The 25876-nt window shown below is 36.8% G+C and carries 21 protein-coding genes and 4 pseudogenes; 19 read left to right on the forward strand and 6 right to left on the reverse strand.

The features are described from left to right. Positions 1-5: 5 nt before the first annotated feature. Positions 6-762 (reverse strand): annotated as a pseudogene (locus ACQKMR_RS14010) (MerR family transcriptional regulator). Between the two features lie 91 nt (positions 763-853). After that, a complete protein-coding gene (locus tag ACQKMR_RS14015; protein WP_427697839.1) occupies positions 854-997 on the reverse strand; it encodes a hypothetical protein in 144 nt (47 codons plus the stop codon). A 189-nt stretch (positions 998-1186) separates the two neighbouring features. On the opposite strand from ACQKMR_RS14015, the gene ACQKMR_RS14020 reads away from it, so the two are divergent. Together ACQKMR_RS14020 and ACQKMR_RS14025 are read left to right on the forward strand one after the other, a co-directional pair. After that, complete coding sequence (locus tag ACQKMR_RS14020; RefSeq protein WP_427697840.1) at positions 1187-1429, forward strand: hypothetical protein; 243 nt, start codon at positions 1187-1189, stop codon at positions 1427-1429. A gap of 1054 nt (positions 1430-2483) precedes the next feature. Further along, positions 2484-3908 (forward strand): APC family permease, encoded by a 1425-nt coding sequence (locus ACQKMR_RS14025; RefSeq protein ID WP_427697867.1) that lies wholly within the window; start codon positions 2484-2486, stop codon positions 3906-3908. Positions 3909-4125: 217 nt separating this feature from the next. Here the strand turns inward: ACQKMR_RS14025 and ACQKMR_RS14030 are convergent. Next, positions 4126-4548: pseudogene (locus tag ACQKMR_RS14030) on the reverse strand (transposase); the annotation flags it as partial. 556 nt (positions 4549-5104) lie between these two features. On the opposite strand from ACQKMR_RS14030, the gene ACQKMR_RS14035 reads away from it, so the two are divergent. The 5 genes from ACQKMR_RS14035 (at position 5105) to ACQKMR_RS14055 (ending at position 12206) form a co-directional block, all read left to right on the forward strand. Next, positions 5105-5863, forward strand: coding sequence for a hypothetical protein (locus ACQKMR_RS14035; RefSeq protein ID WP_427697841.1), 759 nt, complete (start codon positions 5105-5107; stop codon positions 5861-5863). A 342-nt stretch (positions 5864-6205) separates the two neighbouring features. Then, on the forward strand, positions 6206-7198 hold the full coding sequence (locus tag ACQKMR_RS14040) for a cation diffusion facilitator family transporter (protein WP_427697842.1): 993 nt from the start codon (positions 6206-6208) through the stop codon (positions 7196-7198). A 301-nt stretch (positions 7199-7499) separates the two neighbouring features. Further along, positions 7500-8243: a Cof-type HAD-IIB family hydrolase gene (locus tag ACQKMR_RS14045; protein WP_427697843.1), complete on the forward strand. Its 744-nt coding sequence runs from the start codon at positions 7500-7502 to the stop codon at positions 8241-8243. A gap of 171 nt (positions 8244-8414) precedes the next feature. Beyond that, a complete protein-coding gene (locus ACQKMR_RS14050; protein ID WP_427697844.1) occupies positions 8415-9413 on the forward strand; it encodes an NAD(P)H-dependent flavin oxidoreductase in 999 nt (332 codons plus the stop codon). A 408-nt stretch (positions 9414-9821) separates the two neighbouring features. Next, positions 9822-12206: a YhgE/Pip family protein gene (locus ACQKMR_RS14055; protein ID WP_427697845.1), complete on the forward strand. Its 2385-nt coding sequence runs from the start codon at positions 9822-9824 to the stop codon at positions 12204-12206. Positions 12207-12351: 145 nt separating this feature from the next. On the opposite strand, the gene ACQKMR_RS14060 is transcribed toward ACQKMR_RS14055, so the two are convergent. The 3 genes from ACQKMR_RS14060 to ACQKMR_RS14070 all read right to left on the reverse strand — a co-directional run bounded on the left by ACQKMR_RS14060 (position 12352) and on the right by ACQKMR_RS14070 (position 14238). Continuing rightward, entirely contained in the window at positions 12352-12951 is a 600-nt protein-coding gene (locus tag ACQKMR_RS14060) for an exonuclease domain-containing protein (protein WP_427697846.1), read from the reverse strand. A gap of 407 nt (positions 12952-13358) precedes the next feature. Further along, positions 13359-13826: a tetratricopeptide repeat protein gene (locus tag ACQKMR_RS14065; RefSeq protein ID WP_427697847.1), complete on the reverse strand. Its 468-nt coding sequence runs from the start codon at positions 13824-13826 to the stop codon at positions 13359-13361. Further along, positions 13759-14238 carry a helix-turn-helix domain-containing protein gene (locus ACQKMR_RS14070; RefSeq protein WP_427697848.1) on the reverse strand — a complete coding sequence of 160 codons (480 nt, stop codon included), beginning with the start codon at positions 14236-14238 and terminating at the stop codon, positions 13759-13761. Before ACQKMR_RS14070 ends, ACQKMR_RS14065 begins: the two co-directional genes overlap by 68 nt. Before the next feature lie 676 nt (positions 14239-14914). Here ACQKMR_RS14070 and ACQKMR_RS14075 point away from each other — a divergent pair. The 12 genes and pseudogenes from ACQKMR_RS14075 (at position 14915) to ACQKMR_RS14130 (ending at position 25862) form a co-directional block, all read left to right on the forward strand. Then, positions 14915-15085: a hypothetical protein gene (locus ACQKMR_RS14075; RefSeq protein ID WP_427697849.1), complete on the forward strand. Its 171-nt coding sequence runs from the start codon at positions 14915-14917 to the stop codon at positions 15083-15085. Positions 15086-15187: 102 nt separating this feature from the next. Beyond that, positions 15188-15505 carry a hypothetical protein gene (locus ACQKMR_RS14080; protein WP_427697850.1) on the forward strand — a complete coding sequence of 106 codons (318 nt, stop codon included), beginning with the start codon at positions 15188-15190 and terminating at the stop codon, positions 15503-15505. 131 nt (positions 15506-15636) lie between these two features. Then, the gene (locus ACQKMR_RS14085; RefSeq protein ID WP_427697851.1) at positions 15637-16194 is read left to right on the forward strand and encodes a GNAT family N-acetyltransferase; all 558 of its coding nucleotides are present in this window, start codon (positions 15637-15639) and stop codon (positions 16192-16194) included. A gap of 220 nt (positions 16195-16414) precedes the next feature. Next, a complete protein-coding gene (locus ACQKMR_RS14090; protein WP_427697852.1) occupies positions 16415-16849 on the forward strand; it encodes a DMT family transporter in 435 nt (144 codons plus the stop codon). Positions 16850-17357: 508 nt separating this feature from the next. Further along, a pseudogene (locus ACQKMR_RS14095) lies at positions 17358-17891 on the forward strand (N-acetyltransferase family protein). A 169-nt stretch (positions 17892-18060) separates the two neighbouring features. Continuing rightward, a pseudogene (locus tag ACQKMR_RS14100) lies at positions 18061-18154 on the forward strand (DUF1572 family protein); the annotation flags it as partial. Positions 18155-19084: 930 nt separating this feature from the next. Further along, complete coding sequence (locus ACQKMR_RS14105) at positions 19085-20719, forward strand: peptide ABC transporter substrate-binding protein (protein ID WP_427697853.1); 1635 nt, start codon at positions 19085-19087, stop codon at positions 20717-20719. A gap of 128 nt (positions 20720-20847) precedes the next feature. After that, entirely contained in the window at positions 20848-21777 is a 930-nt protein-coding gene (locus tag ACQKMR_RS14110) for an ABC transporter permease (RefSeq protein WP_427697854.1), read from the forward strand. Further along, positions 21777-22706, forward strand: coding sequence for an ABC transporter permease (locus tag ACQKMR_RS14115; protein WP_053346402.1), 930 nt, complete (start codon positions 21777-21779; stop codon positions 22704-22706). Before ACQKMR_RS14110 ends, ACQKMR_RS14115 begins: the two co-directional genes overlap by 1 nt. A gap of 50 nt (positions 22707-22756) precedes the next feature. Continuing rightward, entirely contained in the window at positions 22757-23770 is a 1014-nt protein-coding gene (locus ACQKMR_RS14120) for an ABC transporter ATP-binding protein (RefSeq protein ID WP_427697855.1), read from the forward strand. A 13-nt stretch (positions 23771-23783) separates the two neighbouring features. Then, positions 23784-24776, forward strand: a complete 993-nt coding sequence (locus ACQKMR_RS14125) for an ABC transporter ATP-binding protein (RefSeq protein WP_053346400.1) — start codon at positions 23784-23786, stop codon at positions 24774-24776. Between the two features lie 231 nt (positions 24777-25007). Next, on the forward strand, positions 25008-25862 hold the full coding sequence (locus tag ACQKMR_RS14130) for a crotonase/enoyl-CoA hydratase family protein (RefSeq protein WP_427697856.1): 855 nt from the start codon (positions 25008-25010) through the stop codon (positions 25860-25862). Positions 25863-25876: the final 14 nt, after the last annotated feature.

The following is a 25876-nucleotide window of genomic DNA, read 5'->3' on the forward strand; positions in this document are numbered from 1 at the left end:
CCTCCTTATCCCGGATGAGGATTATTCTTTTCAGCCATAAAGATGGCATATGCCTGGCCCATAAACTCAAGCACATCCTGATCAATCGGATATTCCCAGCTTCTCTGATTGCTTTGGAGACATTCTCAATTCCCATAATTTGTCCAGAAGTTCATCCTCATCTTCAAATTCCTCAATGCGTTTTTCATCCATTCTCCTAATGATATTCTGGACTTTGGTTGTTTTTGGACCGTCCTTCATATAACGCTTCAACTGACCTATTAAAGCAATCCATTCAAGTGATTCAGATCTGTCACTTGTCATATTAGGTACCTTTTCCCAAAGTTCTATTTCTCTGTCTTTAAATACAGATTCACGATAGTACTGCTGTATTTCTTTATCTTTACTGGATAATTGCATGATCTTCTGAATCGCCAGCCAATTTTCTTCTCCTTCGATCGCAATTCCATGTAGCAGCTCACGTACGGCTAGCTCTATTTTTTTCAAGTTTTCCTGTTCCTTTAGTACAAAAGTTAATTGATTCTTTAAACTATTCGACCAATCCCATTCACTGGAATCGAGCATATTTTTAATCTCATTTAATGTAAATCCAATCTTTTTTAAGAATTGGATTTGCTGCAGTTTTTTTATTTCTTCATTCGTATATAAACGATGGCCGCCAACTGTTTGGGATGCTGGTTTTAATAAGCCAATTTTATCGTAATAACGCAGTGTTCTCACTGTAACATTTGTCAGCTCTCCAACCTTGTTAATATGTATCAACTGCTAAACCTACCTTCCTTTATGTTGAAAATCTCTCATGAACAACTGACTTATTCAACATTATAGTTTTGTTGTATCATTGGTTCTTCATTTATTCTTCTTTAGGAAAAAAAGTTTGAAGTAAGTATCCTGCAACTAAGCCAATCAGTACACCGGGAATTGCATTATCAAGCATCAGTCCAATACCTGCACCGATAATGACACATCCATAAATGATTATATCTCCCAGTCTCATCTAAAAACCTCCTGATTTTTTTATCTCATTATCTCGAGTACGCTATAAAGTAGTTACTTAATAGTATATAAAATGACGATACGTAAGCTTCAAGCCTTTTTTCCTTTTTTTATCAATGAATCTATATAACAACACTTGAATTCGATCCTATCTCACATTCTATAATGTTATCCAACAAGAAAAGGGGTGGTGAAAAATGTAGAGATTTTCTGGGTTTATGTGGGTTATTCTTACTGTGCAAAAGTGGATGAACGTGAAGCCTTTCAAACTGCTTCCCTTAAAGAAATCGATACTATTCACATATATAGAAGTAGAGAGTTAATGGATAAAGGGAAACAAAAAATAACGATCAGTGTAAAAAGTGATATAACCCGTCTAATAAAATCGGGCGGATGCCCCAATTGGAAGTTAGAATTCCCCCTTACCCCTTAGTTCAGGAGATCATAGCAATGTTTCATCTGGTAGCCTTGTAAGAAAGGATCTGCAAACGCACAAACTGCAAGTAAATAGTGGGTGTGGTAATATAATACTTGAATTCCATTACTTTCATAGCAATGTCTAGGTTACATCATAAAGTGGAAATTTGGACGTTTTCTTAAATGAGGACGAACCAGATGCCACACTTCACCTCAGATCCAACAGAGAGAGAAGATCAGTCGGCCTTACTATCATTCACAAAGCAAAAAAACAAAAGGGAATCACAAAATACTTTTTTCAGAGAATTAGAAATAGAATTCCTTCAATATGATAGATTTTCCTGCGTCTTTCTATTCTTATGATGAAAATATCTTGTGGAGACAGATGCTAAGTAACTGTTTATAAAAGGGATAGATAGTGCATATAGGGTTAACTGCCGGAAATGTATAGAAGCCAAAATGGCTTTTCTGCGGAATTGCCATCAAGTGAAGGGACTTAAAATTACGAACATAGTAATAGAATATGAGGGAAACTGATATCAAGTTTGAGATTCGTATATTTAATTACATATATTACTTAAGAGGCTGTCCTAGCTTATTTTCGATGTTTTGTAGCTGCTGATCCAATATATCTGAAGTTCTCAATAAAAGTTGTGTCGAAATACTAAAAGAAAACAATTAAATTGTCACTTTTCGATTCATATGTGAATCAAAAAGTGTGATTAATTAATAAATGAATCATAATGTAGGTTTTTGATTCAAAAACAAATTGTTTTTAAGTGATGGAGACTTCTAAATCCTTATGTTCTAACAATCCTTTTCTTGGCATGAATATTGCTTTTATTTTATATAATTACAAATTTTTAGTAAGAGAGGATGTTTTATATGAGAAATGAAGGTGTGGTAGAAAGAGATTGTGAGAATTAGAAAAATAATAACTATATATTAAACACCATCGATTTGTAAGTAGAAACCTTCTGTTAAGTGCTATACAAATAAAAATCAATAGCTCTTATTTTTTTAAAAAAGCTATTATTAACTAACTCGAGAGTCTTTCATGAAAGGGATGGATTGTCATTAAAGAAAATAAAAGTCTAAATAAAGTACTTTCAAAGGTCGATATATTATTTCTAGCTTTTGGGGCAATGATCGGTTGGGGTTGGGTAGTATTATCAGGTACATGGATAGAATCAGCTGGAACACTTGGAGCTATGATAGCATTTTTAATAGGTGGAGTATTAGTTACTTTTGTAGGACTGACTTATGCTGAATTAGCTTCAGCGATGCCAGCAGCTGGGGGTGCTCTATCGTATGTTCTAAGGGGGGTTGGTCCTAAAGCTGCGTTTGTAGCATCGTGGGCTCTAGCGTTAGGCTATATTTCGGTGGTAGCTTTTGAAGCCGTTGCTTTGCCAACAGTAATTGAATATGTATTCCCTAATTATAAGGTAGGTTTTATGTATTCAATTACTGGATATGATGTGTATTTAACATGGGTGCTTGTTGGGGTAGTAGGCTCTATTTTAGTTACACTAATTAATTATTTTGGAGTGAAATCAGCAGCTATACTCCAAATGGTTCTAACTATTGTAATCGGTCTAATCGGTTTGATGTTAATTTTTGGAGCAGGATTTACTAGTGATTTCGCGGATGCAAAACCGTTATTTTTGGATGGAACGGTAGGAATCATTACCGTGCTCATTATGACGCCATTCATGTTTGTGGGCTTTGATGTTATCCCTCAAACAGCTGAAGAAATGAATGTTGAACCAAAATTCATTGGAAAAATTCTTATATTATCTGTAAGCCTTGCTGTTATCTGGTATATTGCAATTATATATGCTGTAGGGGTTTCTTTAGATAACAGTATAATAGGAAGTTCTGTTTTACCAACTGCAGATGCTATGGCTAAAGTTTATGGATCGAGTATTTTTGCAACTGTATTAATAATAGGTGGTGTTGCAGGTATTTTGACGAGCTGGAACGCATTTATTATTGGCGGCAGTCGAGTGATATATTCGATGGCGGAAAAAAAGATGATTCCAGCTTGGTTTGGTAAATTACATCCAAAAACAAATACGCCTACCAATGCCGTTTTGTTTATAGGTGCTTTATCCATGATTAGTCCATTATTAGGGAGACCGATGTTAGTTTGGTTGGTAGATGCAGGTGGACTTGCTATTGTCCTGGCATACTTTTTCGTGGCTATCGCATTTGTTCAATTAAGAAAACACGCACCCGAGATGGAACGACCTTTCCGTGCTGGTAAATCCAATATCGTCGGTTGGGTTGCATTAATATTAAGCATAGGATTTATTTCCTTATACTTACCAGGTATGCCAGCAGCACTTATTTGGCCTTATGAATGGCTGATTTTTGCAGGATGGTGGGTTGTTGGTTTAATCTTAATGTTTAAAATGAGAAAAAATTACAGTGTGGACAAAATGAAGTATACTACAGAAGGTCAGTTGCCGATGGATGAAATTAAGGAAGGTTAATAGACAAATAAAATTCTTTAAGTCCATTTAGCTAAATTCACTGCTTATAAATTGATTAATATAATAAAAAGGCTACTCTTAATGAGTAGCCTCAGATTGTAGACAAAAGGGGTTCGGAATTAAAACATTCCAAACCCCTTTTGAAATTTCCTTTAAATTTTGCTCAATATTAAGGAATTGGGTCTCTACGAGCCCACTATGTTAGGCCATTTTTTTGTTCTGCACTTATTAACTTTCTATCAGCAGCTGTCATTAAGATGCGATAGAAAATCTTTTCAAATAAGTCTGTATCTTTAAAGCGTCGCTCATAATTTTTCCCGAACGTTGAAAAATGAGGCACTTTATCATGGAAACCATAGCCTAAGAACCTACTGTAGGCCATATTTGTTTCAACTTCTTCAATCGTTTTACGCATGGAGCGAATACCAAAGGTATATTGAATGAATGTCAGTTTAACTAAAATAGCTGGATCAATACTTGGGCGTCCTACCTCTGAATACATTTCTTTCACCAAGTCATATATGAATGAGAAGTCAATGGCCGCCTCAATTTTTCGAACCAAATGGTTCGCTGGCACCAGTTGATCCAAAGTAATCATTTCAAGTTGATCTCGCTGAATAGAATTATGTTTCGAAAGCATCCTCATCACCTCAGGTTTTATAACTTCCATTTTAAAACAAAAAAGACTTTAGGCAAAAGAGGTTCTATCTAAATTTTATAACAAAGTTGATTGGAGCGGAAGGTGCGAGACTCCTGCGGGAAAAGCGCGTCTAGGGGAGACCCCGCAGGCGCAAGCCGAGGAGGCTCACAGACCGCCCGCGGAAAGCGAGTGCCCTACGTTCCAATCAACGTTCAAATTGTACAAGCCATAAAAAAACTGAAGGCTACTCTTAATGAGTAGCCTTTATTTTGTTCCATAAATAAAGGTGGGGATTAGGGATTAGAGAAGATATTATTAGATGAAAGTGTGGGGAAGGACAACATTTTTACAATCCTTTAGCATAGTAACTACTAACTTGGCAGACTATTACTTTTCTACATGAAAAACTGGAATAATTATCTATTATAGGAATTAGCAGGAGTAGGTAAAGAGTGGTCAGACGAATTAAACATAACATAATTATGCTCATTCATTTTGCAACTTTGCATTCCTTTGCTAGAATATAAGCATAAAGAAAAAAATAGGAGTGGTGACTGTGGCTGAAACTCCAGCTGAAGTAAAGGATTTAATTCACTATATTGCACCAAAGGGAGAGTTTATCTCTTTTTCAGATGAGGCGGATTATATCGCTAAAGGTTTAGAATGGAAATTATTCACTGCTCGTTCAGTAAAAAGAGAACTACTATATAAAAGCGGAAGCTATCAAGGCAAAGTGAAATTGGCTGGTTATGAACAATATGGTAACGGCCTTGATACGATTGTCGTTGAATTTGAAAATGGTAAACTAAGTTGCATCCATCCTTCATATTTAAAGGAAATGCAAAGTTCGAATTTCGGTAAAGAGTTATTGAGTGGACCAGTTGCCGAAGCATCTGCCCCTTTAACTGAAGGTGAACCAGTAAAAATTGTCCAAGTGACAGAAAGTCCTGAGCAGCTAAGTGAAGCACCAAAAAAGGCAAAGTCAAAGAGTAAAAAGGCACCAGCTAAGCCTAAACTGGACTTACCAGCAGACAAAGTCCATTTCACAGCAACCGTCAAGGAATTTACTGCAAAAATGAATCATTTCACAGGTGAAGAAGATGAAGTAATCCTTCTAGAGAATGTCAAAGTGACCACAGATCCAGAACTGTCCATTGGTGATGCCTGGTGTGGGTATAGCAAAACATTAAAAAAGGCAGATCTTGAAGAAGGCGACGAAATAGAATTTGACGGAAAAGTGGTTGACAAGAAATACGATAAAGAAATTCGTTATAAGGTGAACAATCCATCAAAGTTAAAAAAAACCGAAGATTAATTCTAATTAAAATAGGTAGTAGGCTATTGCTTACTGCCTTTTTGTATGGACTGTTTGAAGAAACAGTTATTTATAGCAAAAAATGTACAGAAGGGTTCGATTTATACCTAAGTAACTGATGTTTAGAAGTGGAATATTATCAAGCAATATGAAGAACTGCTGAACTTATCAGTGATTTGAAGGATGAAGGTTCACTTTTGAAATGTACGTTGGCAAATCACCCGGAAATATTGAACTCAATTGAAATAGAGAGAGCTTTTACCTTTTTTGGTTTCATATAATACAGCGTTGGGGATAATACAATATTATAAAAGCTTATTAAAAGTAAAGGGGGCCTCTATTATGAAAGAATTATTCCGGTTATTAAAACAAGGCAATAAATCGGCATTTATTGCCGCTTGTGTGAATAGTATTATCGCTGTGTTAAAGGGGATAGCTTATTTCATGACGGGGAATGTGGCTATGTTTGCGGAAACATTGCATACCTTGGGGGATGCTGCGAACCAGTTTTTCGTTTTCATTGGTTCTGCATTAAGTAAAAAGTCACCAACAAATCGTTTTCCAGATGGATTCGGACGACTGGTTAACCTAGTACTTTTAGGGGCTGTGTTGGTTGTTGGGATCATGTCTTATGAAACGATAAAAGAAGGATTTCATCACATCTTGCATCCAGTAGAATCAAGTGGGATGATAATTAATTTGTCTGTTCTCTCGTTAGCGGTTGTGTTGGAATCATATGTATTATTTAAAGCGATGAAAGAAGTATTACATGAAGCGGGAATAGAGGCGAAAGGAACTGCAGTCATCTATAAAAGCTTCGCTGGTTTAAAACGTGCAAAACCAGCAACGAAATTAGTATTTATGGAAGATATGGTCGCAACAGGTGGCGGTTTACTGGCGTTAGTAGCCATATTGTTGGCGAATTTCACACCCTTTATTCAAGCAGAAGGTGTTGCTTCTGTCATTATTGGTCTCGGTATGTTTTATGTGGTTGGAAGGGTTTTTCTTGATAATGCAGCGGGAGCTCTTGGTGAAGCTGATATTGAGATGCGTCAGAAAATAGGAAGTATGGTCATGAGTGATCCGGATGTGAGAGATATCCAAAAACTGGCGGTATTAAAAGAAGGAGAAGATTTTCATGTGGAATTAGAGGTAGAACTTGATGCCCACATTTCTATCGCCCAGGCTGATGACATTAAAGACCGGCTCTTTCATGAAATTTTCAAGGAAAGAGGGGTAACGGATGTCATTATAGAATTTGATGAATATGACGGTGTTGCTAATTGGGAAGGTGAAATTAATAAGGAATTAAATGAAAGGAAACAAGATAAATAGAAGGGAGTGACATATCTCCAAAAGATGAATTCTTGTCTAATTGTTGAATGGGCTTCCATTGAGTAAAAAATAGAAAATCAAATTAGGTTTGATTAAAGATGATATTAAATAAAAAAGTAACATGTATATTTGAAGGGCAGTTAAAATTAATAGAATTTAAATCTAAATAAAATGCTAAAAGGTCACAAAATCTTTGTGGCCTTGAAACCTGTTCATAGAATCACGTTCTTTCCTTGAATATGCAATATACGCTATCATGGAATTAGGTACACAGACAAGAATTCAGAAAGGGTGAACATGAATGAATAAACCAGAAATAAAACTAGTAGCGCTCGACATGGATGGGACACTTCTAAATGAAGCGGGAGAGATTTCTGCGGAAAATCGCAAAGCGATTAAAGCGGCCGAAAATCAGGGGGTATTTGTGGTGTTAAGCACTGGAAGATCCTATGCGACTTGCAGTGATTTTGCAAAGTCAATGGAACTTCAGTCATATCTTATTACGGTTAATGGCAGTGAAATTTACGACAATCAAGGGAAATTGGTGGAAAGAAATATCGTTGATAGTGAATCCATACAATGGATGTGGGAATTAAGCCAAAAGCATAGTACGCATTTTTGGGCAATTAGTTGTGAGAGTATATATAGGGAGGAAATGCCTAAACGTATTCATGACTCGCAATGGCTTAAATTCGGCTTTGATACAAAAGATGAAGCCATTCGCCAAACTATTATGGACGAACTTAAATCAAAAGGAAATTTTGAAATAAGTAATTCAAGTCCAACGAATATTGAAGTGAATGCACTCGGAGTCAATAAAGCGAAAGCAATTGACCTTGTTTGTTCACTGCTCAATATTACAATGGAGAATGTAATGGCAGTAGGAGACAGTTTAAATGACCTTGCCATGATCCAAGAAGCAAAGATGGGTGTAGCGATGGGTAACGCTCAAAAGATAGTTAAGGAAAAAGCAGATTGGGTCACTGCAACTAACCAAGAAGATGGAGTGGCTAAAGCAATCCAAAAATGGGTGCTCTCCAATTAATAGAAAGCTGTATGTGGATTTAATCCATATACAGCTTTCTATTTAAATTTAACTCGTTAAGAGTTGTATTTTGCCGCTAAAAATAATTTCTTGAAAATTTTGTCTTTAAGAAGTATGATAATCTTGTAGTGTTATATTTTGGTAATATATTAAAAGTGGGAGGTTTTATAGATGAGAAGAACTGTACCTGAACACTGGTGGAATCAATTATCTTTACCAGTTATCTCAGCGCCTATGTTTTTAATTTCTGGTCCTGAATTAGTGAAAGAATGCTGTTTGAATGGAGTAATTGGCTCTTTTCCAGCACCGAATGCGCGGCCGATAGAAGTACTAGATCAATGGATGCGTGATATAAGTAACACACTAATTGCAGCAAGAGATAAAGAACCCAACAAGAAAATTGCTCCATGGGCAATGAATATGGTTGTTCACCGAACTTATAGCCGTCTTGAAGAAGAATTGGAATTAGTCAAAAAGCATCAACCTCCCATTGTTATTACATCTCTTGGGTCTCCAAAACATGTTGTAGACGTCGTACATAGCTATGGTGGGTTGGTCTTTTCAGATGTCAGCAGCGTAGAATTTGCCAAAAAAGCTGCAGAGTCAGGTGTGGATGGATTGATCTTAGTAGCTTCAGGAGCTGGTGGACATGCGGGTGAGATAAATAGTTTTGCATTCGTTGACAGTGTAAGGACGTTTTGGGATGGAATCATTTTGCTTGCTGGATCCATAAGTACAGGTCATAGTATCTTAGCTGCTCAAGCTGCCGGAGCGGATCTTGCTTATATGGGTACACGTTTTATCGTGGCAAAAGAGAGCAGGGCAAATGATGAATATCGCGAAATGCTTGTCGAGTCGAATCATGATGACATTATCTTGACTGATGCATTCTCAGGCGTTAATTGTAATATGTTGAAACCAAGCATTAGAAAGGAAGGTATGGATCCAGATCAATTAGCTAAAAAAGAAAATGTCGATTTTGACAGCATGTCTAAATCATCAGATTCTAAAGCATGGCGAGATATTTGGTCCGCAGGACATGGTGTAGGGGCGATAAAACAAATAGATACCACTGCTGGTATCATCAAACAGCTAGAAAAAGAGTATCAGGAATCACTTGAGAAATTAACCGAGCAGGCAGGTAAATTAAAAGGTATTATATCAAAGTGATTTGAAAGCGCTTTATCAAGTTGCTCGAATTAATTGTTATATAGTTTGAAGTGGGTATCCATTATGGGTATCCTTTTTTTAGTGCTGTATACTATTTTAGAATACATTATTTTACCTATTTACATAATCCTGTATTTAATTATTCAAAAATACTACAGGTAAGAAGAAAATTATGTAATTTTAATAAGTAAATAAATTTGATATCCAGCAGAAGAAATGGTATATTATTTTTCGTGATAATGACCGGATGAATAATATAGTCATAGTTTTTCTAGAAGAAAATATATATTTGAAATAAAATATATATATTTTAGATGATAAGCACGTCATGAATGTATTTTCAATTCGCTTTACACTGAAGTAAAGTAAATAAACGACATGGCTGTCGTATAGGAGGATTTGATAGGTGTGTTAAAATCGTTGAAAGGTGAATTATTGGCTATTATAAAAAAACCAATAATTCTCATTTCTATATTAGGAATTATTACTATTCCTTTACTTTATAGCGGAGCATTTTTATGGGCATTTTGGGATCCGTATGGTAAGGTTGATCAATTGCCGGTTGCCATTGTCAATATGGATGAAGGAGCCGAGTTTAACGAATCAGAACTTACCATTGGGAAAGACTTAGTGAAAGAGTTAAAAGAGAAAAAGGACTTTGATTGGCATTTTGTCAGTCAAAAAGAAGCGAATGAGGGCCTGGCAAACCAGGACTATTACATGAAGATTGAAATTCCGAATAACTTTTCGAAAAATGCAACTACTTTGCAAGAAGATAATCCTGAAAAACTTGATTTAATATACACGTCAAATGAAGGGTTTAACTATATTTCTACTAAGATAGGTGACGCAGCTTCTGAGAGAATTAAAGGTGAGGTTTCTGCGGCCGTTACAAAAACCTATGCGGAGTCAATGTTTGATAATTTGAAAGAGGTTGCTGATGGACTTAAATCCGCAAGTGATGGAGCGGGCGAATTGAAAGACGGGACCGATAAAGTAAAAGATGGATCAAGCGAACTTGGAGAAGGAATTGAATCTGCTAAAGAAGGATCACAAAAAGTAGATGAAGGAATTGGTTCTCTACATTCAGGTTCTGTTGAAATTCATGAAAATCTGGAAAAATTAGCTGAGAAATCCTTGACCTTTTCGGCTGGAGTTGGTTCGGCAGCTTCTGGCTCGAAAGAACTGAATCAAGGCTTGCAACAATTTAGCTCAGGGATTGGACAAATGAAAGAGGGGCAATCAAAACTTTTAGATGGAGCCAAAAAATCAGAAGCAGGCTCAGGGGAATTAGCTTCAGGCTTGCAACAATCATTAGAAGGCTTCAATCAGATTGAAGAAAAGCTTCCCACTCTGACCGAAGGTGCAAATGGTGTTGCTGCTGGTGCAAGTCAGCTTTCAGGGTCTTTGTCCGATTGGAGTGCTGCTACGAGCGAAGCAAAAACAGGAGCATCTAACGTTTCAGCTGGATTGGATGAAGTTATTTCCGGTTTAAAACAACAATCACAAGCTACGGATGATCCTGATGAGAAAGCTCGTTTGGAAGGATTAATCGCTTCTCTTTCTGGAATTAGTGAAGGAAGTAAAGGTGTAGCAGAAGGAGTAGGAAAACTATCCGCAAGCGCTTCTGAACTTGCTAAAGGAGGCAATAATCTTAGTGAAGGGGCAAATCAGTTAGGAAAAGGCACCGATGCACTCAGCGGTGGTTTTACTCAATTGAAACAAGCACAAGATAAACTTGCCAATGGAGCAAATGATCTGCAAAGCGGACAGGGTCAATTGGTATCTGGATTGACAACGTTTGGTGAAAGTATAGGTTCAGCACAGAACGGACTTGGACAATTAACGGAAGGCAGCAATAGCTTGGTCAATGGGCTAGATCAGTTAGAAGATGGTTCGAAGCAATTATCAAGTGGAACATCTCAGCTATCAGAAGGTTCGAAAAGTCTGATTATCGGTACAGATAAGTTGAAAGAAGGTACATCAGGTCTGACAAGCGGTATGGGGGAATTAGCGAATGGAGCTATTAAGCTTCAAGATGGAATCGCCAAACTCTCAGATGGTTCGGAAGAATTACATGACGAATTAAAAGACGGTGCAAACGAAGCAAGTGATATAAAAGCTGATGACGATGTATATGACATGTTTGCGAGTCCAGTAAAGGTAGATAAACTGCCTATTAATAATGTGCCTAACTATGGAACTAGCTTTGCACCTTATTTAATATCATTGAGTTTATTTATTGGAGCAATCGTTCTGACCATCATTTTCCCGTTAAGAGATCCTGCGGTTATTCCTGCAAATGGATTTAGCTGGTTTATTAGTAAATACGGGGTAATGGCTATTATAGGGATATGTCAGGCTGTTTTGGTGGATTTGATATTAATATTAGGACTTGGAATTGAAGTCACTAGTCTGCCATTATTTTTTGTAGTAAGCATTCTTGCTAGCTGTACATTTATGGCTATCATTCTATTTCTGGGTTCAGCCTTTGATAATCCAGGTCGTTTTATAGCGTTACTCATATTAATTCTCCAGCTGACAAGCAGTGGCGGAACTTTCCCGAATGAATTAGTTCCAAGCTTCTTGCAAGGGTTCACACCATTCTTACCGATGACGTATTCGATTAATGCTTTTAGAGCAGTAATCTCAACGGGAGACTATGGATTCATGTGGCATAACCTTAGCATACTGGCCATTTTCCTTGTAGTGGCATTAATACTAGCTTTCGTCTATTTCCTATATAGATATAAAAAGTTGAAAAACGTATTTACGGAAGAAGCAGCAGAGTGAACATAAAACAACAGCGACTCCAATGGGGTTCGCTGTTGTTTTATGTGTCCACTAGAGGCAGAAAAGCGACCAGTTAAAAACGGTGAAGTTCCAGGAAGTATATATAGAAAAGCAGGAAATTCATTTTGAATATCCTGCTTTTCTATTATACCCAAGATTTTTGAGCAGAAGGGGCATATTTTTTCATAGGATTTTTAGCAATAACATCTTTTAAATATGGATAGCCAGAAGGGCTAGGTTTTCGCAGCAGCTCCATTAGATAAGAAATGTCGTCCATTGCCCGGTGTGTTTGGAAATTTGTGATGTTATGAGCCCGCAGCAATGTTAAGAGTTTACTATTTACAAAACCGTATTGTTTCCAAGGGACGTTACGCATTGTACAGAACCACTTATTATCATTGATTTCTGGATACATATGGTAGAGGAAACTTCTGTCGAATGAAGCATTATGGGCAAAAATCGAGTCAGTACGATCAATAAAAGATTTTATTTTTTCATCCTGAAAGCTTTTTCCTTCGACAGAGCTGTATGGAATTCCATGAACACTGTATGCTTGATCATAATTCCTTCTTGCTTGATAAGAGAGGGGCTCTCTTAAAAACGATTCTTGATCAACAAGATTTATAATTTCACCGGTTTCGCTACTATAGGTAAAAAGAATAAGGGCAAGTTCAATAATTTCATCAGAAGTAGGACGCAATCCAGTTGTCTCTACGTCTAGTACTAAACCTAATCTATTAGACAATTAATTTTCCTCCATTTTGGCTACTTTTATCTATTATATCTGATTTTGCTTGCCTATTGAAAGTGGCGTTTTTCTATATGATAGTGCTCTTTGAGATTTCATATAATTTATTGTTAAATATTAAGAAGATTATAGACAATAGCTAGGTACATATGAATTTGAGAAGTGAAGGAAAAATTTCCGAAGTTGCTCATGGGATCCATAGAGGTGACGGAGTTATAGGTTTACTTTTATGAAAAGAATTGAGTTAGATCCACGATTGTTTTGTGTCATTTCTAAGCTTAATCACTAAATATTAGATGTTTACTTTCTTATTTAAATAAAATAATAGGAAAAATTAAAAAAGGTAGAGAAATGCTTTTTTTAAAGCAATCTCTACCTTTGTATAATTCAATTCAGGGAATAACTTATATAGATTGTAAGATTCTTTCTAATTCATGCTCGACTATTTGTACATATTCTTCGTTTTTTTGAAGACTGAATAGGGTTCTGGAGTGATTTAAATATTGCAGTCCTTCATTCTGTTGTTGAAGGTGAATCAGATTTTTCCCTGTTAGAAAATGAAGTTCTGCAAATAAATATAAAGATTCAATAGAGTTACAAATATTAATGCCTTTTAGCGAATAGTTTAATGACTCTTGATAGCAATGAAGTTCGGTTAAGGTTTGAGCTAATCCATGAATGATTTTTACTAAAATTGTACCTTCCTGATTCACATGAGGAATATTCTCGATAAATTCCAATGCTTCATTGAAGATGTTTATAGCCTCATCGTAATCCTTTGTTTTAAAGTGAATAATTCCAATACTATTTAAAATTTCTATCTCTTGTTGATGCAGAATTACCCGTTTGCCCTGTAATCTGAATGGCCTCATTTAATAGATCAATAGCCATTTGTTTATTCTTGAATAAATAAAAAAAAGACATACCCTCATGCCATTTTAAGAATTGATAAAATGATATGGATTTTTCCGGTGCCGTTGCCAGTTCTTTTTGGACGATCTCATAGATTGCTTCATAATTACGTGTACGTTTATATCTGTTTATTAATAATTTAATAGTTTCTATGTAATTATAAATCGGTTCATTTTTGGTAGTGAAAAAATACGAAAGATCCACTTTAAGTTTATCTGCTAATAGTGCCAACTCATCAATTGTTGGTGAAGAAATGCTTCTTTCATAATCTAACAAGGTAACAGGCTCGCAAATATCTTTTGCTAATTCTTCTCTTGTGAGATTTTGTTTTATTCTTAATTCGTTGATAACAGAGCCAACCTCTATTTTCATTGCAAATGCCCCTTTATACCTATGTTTAGATTTTCTATTGTAACTTAATTTTATTTTTTTCAATATGATTATTGAAAAGATAGTATTATGTATCTACATATAATACTACTGCATCTTTTAAATCCCTATCATTCCTTTTTGTATACTATCGAATATAGGGTATATATCGTTCTTCAAATCATAGTGCTGGCTTGGGATTTGAACTGTAAATGTTTTGCTTATTTAAACCCTTCATCTGATATAGGTGGTAAATAATGTATATTGTTTGTCTAACTTGTATGGGTAACCTTATCATTTAGCGTCATTTTCGTTAACGTATATCCACGTGCTATTTTGTATGTTTCGGCCCCTAGAGAAACTTTTGGAGATAATAAGGATAGGGAGAGAACTAATGGCAGAAAGATTTTCTTCATTATTTTCTTTTGTTGTTGGATTTTTTTGGTATGTGAATCCGGGATGCTTTATAAAATGTGGAGGGTCCATATTTCATTAAATAGAATAAAAAAAGCTTTTGTTAGGTCTTTATAATAGAATTGGACGGTTTTTTTATAATGAATTTTACGTTTGTTTTGTATGGTTCTTAGGGTAAATAAGAAGGGTATGAGAATTGTCTTTGCAGTGTATATAGTACAAATAAAAGAATGAGAAAGAAGTGAATTGTACAGGAGGAGCTAGAATGGATTTAAAAGCAGGGAAAGTATTTTGGAATAAGACCTTTAAAGATCATATGATCTATCCTTCTTTGGAAGAGGATATCTCATGTGATGTCTGTAAAGTAGGTACTGGCTCGTCAGGGGCACATTGCGCTTCCTTTTTAGCAGAGACGGGTCTGATGTTGTCCTTGTAGATAAGCGCGATTTAAGTGAAGGCAGTACGATTGCCAACACAGGGATATTTAAATCACTAACTTCCCTGATTAATAGCTTTGGAGAAGGGGCAGGTACACGTCATGTTCAGTTTTGTTTGGAAGCGATACGAATGCTTGAAAAAAAAAGTTGTACCAAGCTTGGAAGAAGATCCGGATTTTAAAATCAGAAGGAGCTTGTATTACGCATCTAATCCTGAGGACACCTCAATGTTAAAAGAGGAGTATGCCAATCTTAAATCTCGTTACTTCCCAGTTGATTATTATACTAAAAAAGAGATTGAGGAACATTTTTCTTTTTCAAAAGCAGGAGCTCTTGTAACGGGAAATGATACGGGAATTAATCCTTATAAACATGCACATTTATTGATTAAAAGGCAAATCAAAAAGGTGGATTACTAAGGGCGTGCATCCCGGTTCTGCATTATATCTTAAATAAAGGAAAATATTGAAAAGTATTGTCCATTAATACAGGTATCTCTTTTTCACAAATAGAATAAAGAAGATAGTGAATCCACGGGGGGGATTGTAGGATGAGATTTCAAGAGTTAGAAACAGAAAGACTGCGTTTAATCGAAATAGATCACCATCATACTGTAAGTCTGTTTGAAATTCTCTCAAGAGATGAAGTAACCAAATATGATGGGATAGAAAGTTTAATTCGAGTGGAAGAGGCTCGCCGATTAATAGACTCGTTTAAAAGTGCATATATAAACAAAAGGGGGATTCGATGGGGGGTTGTGGTGAAAGATTCTGGGAAATTCATTGGTACTGTCGGTCTTAATCATTTGAGCACAACTAATAAACGTGCTGAAATCGGGTATGAAATCCATCCGGATTATTGGAGGAAACATTTTACATTGGAAGCTGTCAGAGAAGTATTACGTTATTCATTTGAAGAATTAAACTTACATCGAATGGCTGCATTAACCTTCGCTGATAATATTGCATCCACTAACCTCTTAAAGAAATTTGGTTTTAAGCAAGAGGGTAATCTTCGAAACTATATATTTCTCCGTAATCAATCGCATGATGCCGTGATATTTTCCTTACTGAATACAGAGTTTGAGAAGCAATATCAACTTGTTTAGTTTGCCCTTTTAAATAAGGTAGAATCATTGATAAATAGTTCAATAAAAAGATGTAATAGGAAATCCGGGCTGGCCATTGGTGCCAGTTTTTTTGTGTTTAGGTAAGATCCGCGGATTGTTGTCAATTTTGTTAAATAAGGGAATCTATACATATTTTTCATGATAAAATTAAATGAATTCATCATCACGTCCATTGGACATGAAAAGGAGCATATATATTGTGAAAATTATATTTCCGTTACTTGCGGTCCTAGGAGGTATTACAATTGCGATTCAAGGACAGATAAATGGTGGCTTAGGAAAAAAAGTAGGGGTTATTGAAGCCTCTTTCATTTCCTTTGGAATCGGAACACTTGCTTTATTATTTATTGTTTTGTTTGCAGGAAATGGAAATATTTCAGCTATTACTTCTGTACCTAAATGGCAACTGATCGGTGGTCTCTTAGGGGCTGTTTATGTCATAGTCATAGTATTAGTAGTCCCTCAAATTGGAGTGGCTCCAACTTTGGCTGGGGTTATCTTAGGACAAATACTTATAGGAGCTGTCATTGATCATTTCGGCTTATTGGGAGGGGTACGTATACCATTGGATGCGAAAAAGATAGCAGGTATTTGTTTACTCTTTGTGTCATTGTATTTATTTAATCATAAGTGAAGCAGAGCAGGAATAAAATCCGAAGAATTGTTCTGTTTTCTGGAGATCATAAAAAAATAACCCAAAAATGGATAGTCTTCAGGAGGCTCCTACTATATGGTGACATTTTAAATATGGTCACTGATTTGAAAAGCTTTAACTGTTATTGGTAATAAAACAAATACTAGAAGTAAATGAGTGGGGTTTCAAATTAATCAATGAGTCAATTCGAAACCGACTGTTGGGCTATTATACACCAAGATGGGGTGCACTGAAGAAAAATGGTCTTTTTAAACGGTATGACAAAGTAAGTAAAGATACCTGGCGTACAACAAGTGATGTCCATTAAGGGAATGAGAAAAGATACTGTCAAGCTTCTTTACGGAAGTAGGAGATCTTAATGAGTACTCCCACCCTCGGCGAATCATTAAGCTTGCTGGGCAAAAAATATTTAGGCAGGTTACTTGAAGAACGATTTCATAAATAAATGTAGAATTTTATATAAAAAACATCACTTGGGGGGATATAAGTGTCAGTTTCCAAAAATAATGTTAAATACATTATTCGGACAGGGAAATTACAAGATGCAGAAGCAGTTTTAGATATTCAGAATTCTGTTATTTCTGAGGGTGAGTATTAAATTACAGTATCCGAAGAGTTTAATAAAACACCAGTGCAACAAATAGAATGGATTAAAAGTGTATTAGAAAATGAAAAAGAAAATTTAATTGTAGCAGAATTAAATGGTGAAGTTGTTGGGTTGATAGTATTTCATTCTCAAAATAGAAAGAGATTGTCTCACACTGGTTCTTTTGGAATGATGATAAGTAAAAGTTACAGAGGTTTGGGAATTGGAAAAATGCTTGTGAAAGCATTATTAGACTGGGCCGAAAAGAATCCATTAATTGAAAAGGTAAGTTTAGGAGTTCTCTCAACAAATCATAGGGCAATATCCTTGTACAAAAGTATGGGGTTTGTTGAAGAAGGTCGTAAAATTAAAGAAATTAAGATAAATGAAAATGAATATGTTGATGACATTATAATGTACAAATTGGTTTATTAAGCTAACGGGTGCGTTCGTATTTTAAGATTAGCCAGTTTTTACTGGTTGTTCTTTTTTTTATAGAATCTATTATATCAGGAGCTAGGGTAGGACGTACAGGTACGTGGGACATGCTCCCGTGAACTAAATTGTCCGTCCCCTAATTTAGGAGAACAAGATAATAAAGAACATTTATATTCGTGGTGAAAGACATACAGTACTTGGAGCAATAGAGAGACAGACATTATGCTGATCATATAGGTCAAATTTTTTATATTGGTAAGTAATTAAAAGATGAGAATTAGGAAGCCCATTAGTTATCCAAAAAGGAAAATCGGAAGAATCTTACTACACATGCTAAAAAACATAAGTGAAAGTAGCTATTGTGTTAACCATTTATTGAGGCATTTTTAAGAGAATTAAGCTTACTATGTAATCAGGCGCAATCCTTGTACAAGGAATTGTGTCTTTTTTAGTTAGAACGACCTTGGTTCATTTAAACGTACTAAAGACCACAGGTGTTGCTTTAGGATAAAGTTTGCTCAAATGATACTAATGACCTTAAAAATAACAAATAGAAAAAGCATGTTTTGAAAAAAGTTTGAACACTTCTGTGACCCTTCTTCAAAAATGGAATCAAATAAAAAGTGGTTAACTTGGGAAGTTGAGTCACTTAATAATTCAACCTCTTCTGAACAATAGGGAAAATATGTAAAGTGAGATGATCAAATATAGCTTCCAATCAAGCAAAAATATAGTGATTTGTACTTGCGAGTCTATAATGAAACGCATAATGAAGGGGTTTGAAGTTGAAATAAGTTTATGTTTCAATTCTTTTTACCTACTATGTAAATCAAAATTACTAGCATTTAATACCTATCTTGTGAAAAAGTACTCATTGGTTTATTGATTTTTTAATTTATTCGTAATATACTTAATATTCAACATCTTTAATTCAAAGTATAGTACCCTTTTGCGAGGTTGAAAGGAAGGTGGTTTTAAACTATAAAACTGCTGATTTTTGGGTTTTTGAGATAAAACGTAAATTTATGCAAACGCTTCGCTAGTTATTTTTGGTGAGTTTCTGCTATGAATACTTCTAACTATCCTCGCAGAATAATTTAGTGTACTAAACCAGAAGTTAATAGATGGCAGAAGGATAATCTCTTAAACTAGGGATACTCCAAGAAAACTAAAGATGAGGGGGAATATTTTTGAAAAAGTCTAAATTTTCAGTGCTTGCGCTTCTAATGGCTATTATGCTTGTGCTTGCAGCATGTAACAGCGGTTCGAAGGAAACTTCGAACGAAAAAGAAGGTGGCTCGGGTGACTCAGCCAAATCAAAAGTATTAAACGTAAACAACTCAAGTGAACCTGGTTCGCTTCACCCTGCTAATGCACAAGGTACTCATGAATCATGGATCCTTGAACATACGTTTGAAGGATTGACCAAGAAAACAGAAGAAGGCAAAATCGTACCAGGTGCTGCAGAATCATGGGAGATCAGTAAAGATGGATTAAAATGGACATTTAAATTGAAAGATGGTTTGAAATGGTCAAATGGAGATCCCCTTACAGCGAATGATTTCGAATATGCTTGGAAATATGCATTGAAACCAGAAACAGCTGCTGATTATGCTTACCAACTTTATTATCTTAAAGGCGGGGAAGCTTACAACAGTAAAAAAGGCAAGGAAGAGGATGTAGGAGTAAAAGCAACGGATGACCTTACGTTAGAGGTTACATTGGAGCAGCCTACACCATATTTTCTTGATTTGACTTCTTTCTATACTTTCTACCCGATCGATAAAAAGGTACAAGAAGAAAATCCGAAATGGGCTTTGGATGCCAAAACACATGTATCAAACGGTCCGTTCAAGTTAACGGAGTGGAAACATAAAGAAAGCCTAAAAATCGAAAAGAATGAAAATTACTATGATAAAGACAAAATCAAATTGGATGCTGTTAATTTTGCTCTAATAGAAGATGAAAATACTGCATGGCAAATGTATCAGAGTGGCGAATTGGACATCGCTTATCCACTACCGGTGGACGTGCAAGGACAATTGGTTAATTCTGGAGACGAAGAATTCAAAAATGGCGCAGAACTAGCTGTGTACTATTACAACTTTAATACGAAAGTAAAACCTTTCAATAATGCAAAAGTAAGGAAAGCGTTATCAATGGCAATCGAACGTAAAAAAATCACGGAAAATGTTGCTCAAGGTGGTCAGAAGCCTGCCTTTGGAGTAATCCCGCCGGGCATTCCTGATGCAACTGGAGACTTCCAGGAAAATACAGGTGACTTGTTCGCTGAAAATGTCGATGAAGCTAAGAAATTGCTAAAAGAAGGTCTTGCTGAAGAAGGCATGAAAGAATTACCTGATTTTTCAATTTTGTATAATACATTAGATTCTCATAAGAAAATTGCTGAAGCTGTTCAAGGAATGTGGCGCGATAACCTGGGTGTTGAAGTGACACTCGAAAATGCAGAATTCCAAGTTAAGCTTGACCGTGAAAAAGCTGGTGACTTTGAAATTTCCCGTGCAGGATGGGTTGGTGACTATGTTGATCCGATGACGTTCATGCTTTGGGAAACGGATGGTGCTTATAATGATGCAGGTTGGTCCAACAAAGAATATGATAGTTTGTTAAAAGAGGCAAAATCTACAATGGAACCAAAAGAGCGCATGGCTGCTTTGCATAAAGCGGAGAAAGTTCTGATTGACGATATGCCAATTCTTCCGATTTACTTCTACACGAAACCGTATATGGTTAAATCGAATGTTACTGGGGTTTATGCACCAATAAACGCTTATCCGAACTTTATTTATGCGGATAAAAAATAAAAGAAGGATGAAAATAGGAGGTATGTCCGATTAAGGACATACCCCATTTTTCAATTGCGAATTTGAATATTTCATGAATTCATTTCCGTTTTCAACTCCTTAGAAAATCGATGATTGGGGTGATTACCATGTTGAGATATACATTAAATCGTTTTAAATGGGCGATTATTACTTTATGGGCGGTTATTACATTAACGTTCATCATAATGCATACGATTCCGGGAAATCCATTTGCGAAAGAAGGAGCAATGCCTCCCGCTGTTTATGAAAATCTTCAAGTCCACTATGGATTGGACAAGCCTTTGTTGACCCAATATGGAAATTATTTATTGGAAGTGCTTCAATTTAATTTTGGTCCCTCTTTGAAATCCTCATCCATTTCTGTGAATGATTACATTTTGAAGGGATTCCCAGTGTCCTTGCATTTAGGAGCGCAAGCATTGGTGATTGCTATCTTTTTTGGGCTCATTTTAGGTGTAGTGGCATCACTGAAACGAAATAAATGGCCTGATTATTTATCAATGGTCATTGCCATCGTCGGGATATCTGTTCCGAACTTTATTTTGGCGACTATATTAATCAATTATTTTGCAATAAAATGGCATATATTCCCTGTTGCTACATGGGCGACATGGCAGCATACCATATTGCCATCTATTGCCCTGTCGATGATGCCGCTTGCTTTCATTGCCAGATTGATGCGGACAAGCATGCTTGAAGTAATGGGACAGGATTATATTTTGACGGCAAAAGCAAAAGGTTTGAAACGTAGCGGTGTAATAATCAAACATGCGATCCGAAATGCGTTATTGCCGATTATCACGATTCTTGGTATCCTAACGGCTAATATCGTGACAGGAAGTTTCATTATTGAACGTATTTTTGGTATTCCGGGCATGGGAGATATGTTTGTTAAGGGAATATCCAATCGAGACTACCCGGTCATTCTTGGTTCCACAATTGTGTATAGTGCAGTGCTTATCCTGTTGATATTCATCGTTGATATAGCCTATACGTTGATTGATCCAAGAATTAAAGTGACGGGGGAGAAAAAATAATGGCAGATAAAGTGCATTTAACGGAAGATATGTTCCTACCCGCTGAAGGAAACTTTAAGGAAGCAGAAAAAATAGCCAGGCCTACGGTTTCATATTGGTCTGACGTCTGGCGTCGCTTTAAAGAAAATAAACTAGCTATGACGGGGTTTGTTCTAATTATCCTGTTGGTCTTGCTGGCTATTTTTGGTCCGTATATTAACGGATATACTTATTATGGTCAAGATTTCGAGAAAAAGAATCTTAGCCCAAATGCCGAGCATTGGTTTGGGACGGATTCATCAGGAAGGGATTTATTTACGCGAGCTTGGTATGGTGCAAGGATATCCTTGTTCATTGGCTTGATGGCGGCGCTAATAGACTTTTTAATTGGGGTCCTATATGGCGGGATTTCAGCCATTCGTGGCGGACGCACAGATAATATAATGATGCGGTTTGCTGAAGTGATCTATGCGATCCCTTACCTATTGATGGTTATTTTGATGATGGTCGTATTAAAACCTGGTATACTGCCGATCATCATAGCTATGTCGATTACAGGTTGGATTCCTATGGCCCGACTGGTAAGAGGGCAGGTTTTACAACTAAAAGAGAATGAATATATTCATGCAGCAACCATTTCTGGAGCTAATACGAGCTGGACTTTAAGAAAACATATGATTCCAAATACAATGGGACCAATACTTGTCAATTTAACATTGACTGTACCTACTGCGATTTTTGCTGAAGCTACTCTAAGCTTTTTGGGACTGGGAGTGCCAGCACCTCAGGCAAGCTGGGGAACGTTGACAAGTGATGCTCTTGGAAGCATTTTGGTAGGGAATTTCTATCAACTTTTAATCCCGGCGATATTGATCTCATTAACCATGTTCGCGTTTAATGTGGCTGGTGATGGACTACAGGATGCCCTAGATCCAAAACTCAGAAAATAAATGAGTCATAACATAAAGATTTTGATAATACTAGAATAGGAGGGACGATGATGGAGAACCTATTAGAAGTTAACGATTTACACATCACCTTCCATACGTATGCAGGAAAAGTACAAGCTGTTCGCGGCGTGAACTTTGAAGTGAAAAAAGGGGAAGCAGTCGCCATCGTTGGAGAGTCCGGATGCGGCAAAAGTGTTACTGCGAAATCGATTATGCGATTATTGGAAACACCTCCAGCAGAGTATGGAACAGGGTCAATATCATTTGGAGGTAAAGACCTTATTAAAATGAGTGAAAAGGAAATGCAGAAGATTCGTGGGAACGAAATCAGCATGATTTTCCAGGACCCAATGACTTCGCTCAATCCAACGACTAAAATCGGCAGCCAAATTATGGAGGGGATTTTAAAGCATAATAAAAATATCCCTCGAAAAGATGCATATGAGCGAGCGTTAGAAACGCTTAAACTGGTGGGTATTCCTCAGCCTGAAAAAAGGATGCAGCAATATCCACATGAGTTTTCAGGAGGCATGCGCCAACGGGCCATGATAGCGATGGCTCTTGCCTGTGAACCGAAATTGTTAATTGCCGATGAGCCTACAACGGCATTGGATGTAACGATACAAGCGCAAATTTTAGAACTGATGAAAGATATCCAAAGTAGAATGGATACTTCCATCATTTTAATCACTCATGATCTAGGTGTGGTTGCGGAAACTTGCGAACGGGTAGTCGTCATGTATGCAGGTAAAGTTGTGGAAACAGGTACAGTTGAAGCAATATTTGCAAACCCGCAACACCCATATACAAGAGGGTTGCTTAAAACGGTGCCAAGGCTGGATATGGAGAAAACGGCTCCGTTGGTACCCATTATCGGATCACCACCGGATTTGTTAGATCCGCCAAAAGGATGTCCTTTTTATCCAAGATGTGAATCTGCAATGAAAGTGTGCAAAGAACATGACCCGGAACTTGAGGTAGTGGAAGAGGGACAGACAGCTGCCTGCTGGCTTCACCATCCAATGGCAAAAGCAGCACGAGTACAAGCACCGACTAATGTTTAAAGGAGGAGAACCAATGGTTTCACTAAAAAATAAGTCAGTAAAAGAAAAGACAGTCAACGAAAATTCTCCTCTTGTTGAAATAAAGAATCTTAAGAAATATTTCCCAGTTGGTTCTCAATCACTGAAAGCGGTAGATGGTTTAGATCTTAAAATCTACGCTGGAGAAACTGTCGGACTTGTTGGGGAAAGCGGTTGTGGAAAATCAACTGCTGGGCGTACGATAACCCGCCTTTATGAACCGACAGAAGGAGAAGTTCTTTTTCAGGGGAAAAATATTTTTGATTACAAACCAGGGGAAATGTCACATATTCGCCGTGAAATCCAGATGATTTTCCAAGATCCTTACGCTTCCTTAAACCCAAGGATGAAGGTAGAGGAATTAATTGGTGAACCACTTGCCATTCATGGGATTTCAAAAGGTAAAGAGAGAAGAAAACGGGTGGAAGACCTGTTAAAGCTAGTTGGTTTAAGTCCGGAGCATATCACTCGTTTTCCGCATGAATTCAGTGGCGGACAACGCCAGCGTATCGGAATTGCAAGGGCGTTGGCTTTGAATCCTAAATTCATTGTTTGTGATGAACCAATTTCTGCACTTGATGTTTCAATCCAAGCTCAAGTAGTAAATTTATTAAAAGAGTTACAAAAAGAAATGGGCTTGACTTATTTATTTATCGCCCATGATTTGTCGATGGTCAAATATATTTCAGATCGCATTTTAGTCATGTACCTTGGGAGAATGATGGAACTTTCGGATAGTGATTCTTTAACGAAGGATCCGCTTCACCCATACACACAAGCCTTGCTCTCTGCAGTGCCGATACCAGATCCCACTATTAAACGGGAAAGAATCGTACTGAAAGGCGATGTACCAAGTCCGATTAATCCGCCAAGCGGCTGTGTATTCCGTACTCGTTGTCCGAAAGCGATGGAGATATGCTCTAGCGCTGTGCCAGAATGGAAAGAACAAAAACCTGGGCATTATGTTGCGTGTCATTTATATTGGTAGATAAAATAATGTGACCAGTTGCATAATCTGCGGCTGGTCTTTTTTGAAAATACAAATTAAAAAAGCTTTTTATTTTCAGGAAAGATGCCACTAGGTTTTGATAAAATATTTTTTATAGATTTATCCTAATTAAATCTAGGAATTTGAAAATAAAACATTTAAAATGTAATTATATGTAAAAAAAATATTATTGGGAAATGGCTTCACTTTGTGAGATAAGGAGGAATAATGTTGTATTCCACACTAACTAGTGAAATTGTCGATCATGTCATGATTATTACACTTAACCGCCCTGAAAGAATGAATGCCTTTAATGAAAAAATGTGTGAGGAAATGATTCGTGCTTTTGATGAAGCGGATGAAAATGATGACGTACGAGCCATTATTGTAACTGGGGCAGGGAAGGCATACTGTGCTGGCATGGATTTGGAAAAAGGGGCAGAAACTTTTATGGATCACACTCCTTTAGTTGAATACCGTGATGCAGGTGGTGTTTTATCATTAAGGATTTTTGAGATGAAGAAACCTGTAATAGCAGCCATTAATGGAGCCGCGGTTGGTATTGGTATTACTATGACTTTGCCTATGGATATTAGAATTGCTTCAACTGATGCGAAAATGGGGTTTGTTTTTGCAAGGAGAGGAATTACAATGGAGGCTTGCAGTGGTTGGTTCCTGCCTAGACTTGTCGGTATGGGGAAGGCATCCGAATGGATTTTCACTGGAAGAATGATTTCAGCTAAGGAGGCCTATGAGGGGAGACTAGTTAACAAGGTTGTAGAGCCTGATGAATTGATGCCAATTGCAAGGGAAATCGCATCTGAAATAGCGGAAAAAACATCTTCCGTGTCTGTGACATTATCTAGGCAGCTAATGTGGACTATGCTTGGTGCTAATCATCCAGTTGAGTCACATAAAATAGAATCGAAAATGATTCATTGGACCGGAAAGCAGGCCGATGCACAAGAAGGAATCGAAGCTTTCTTAGAAAAGCGGAAAGCTGAATTCACAATGAAGAGCAGCTCCGATATGCCGCCGTTTTACCCATGGGGTCTGGATCGAACGTACGAAGCAGATAAAAAATAAATGATTGATTCTGT

The organism is Peribacillus sp. NPDC096540 (assembly GCF_050278525.1).
GTDB lineage: Bacteria > Bacillota > Bacilli > Bacillales > DSM-1321 > Peribacillus.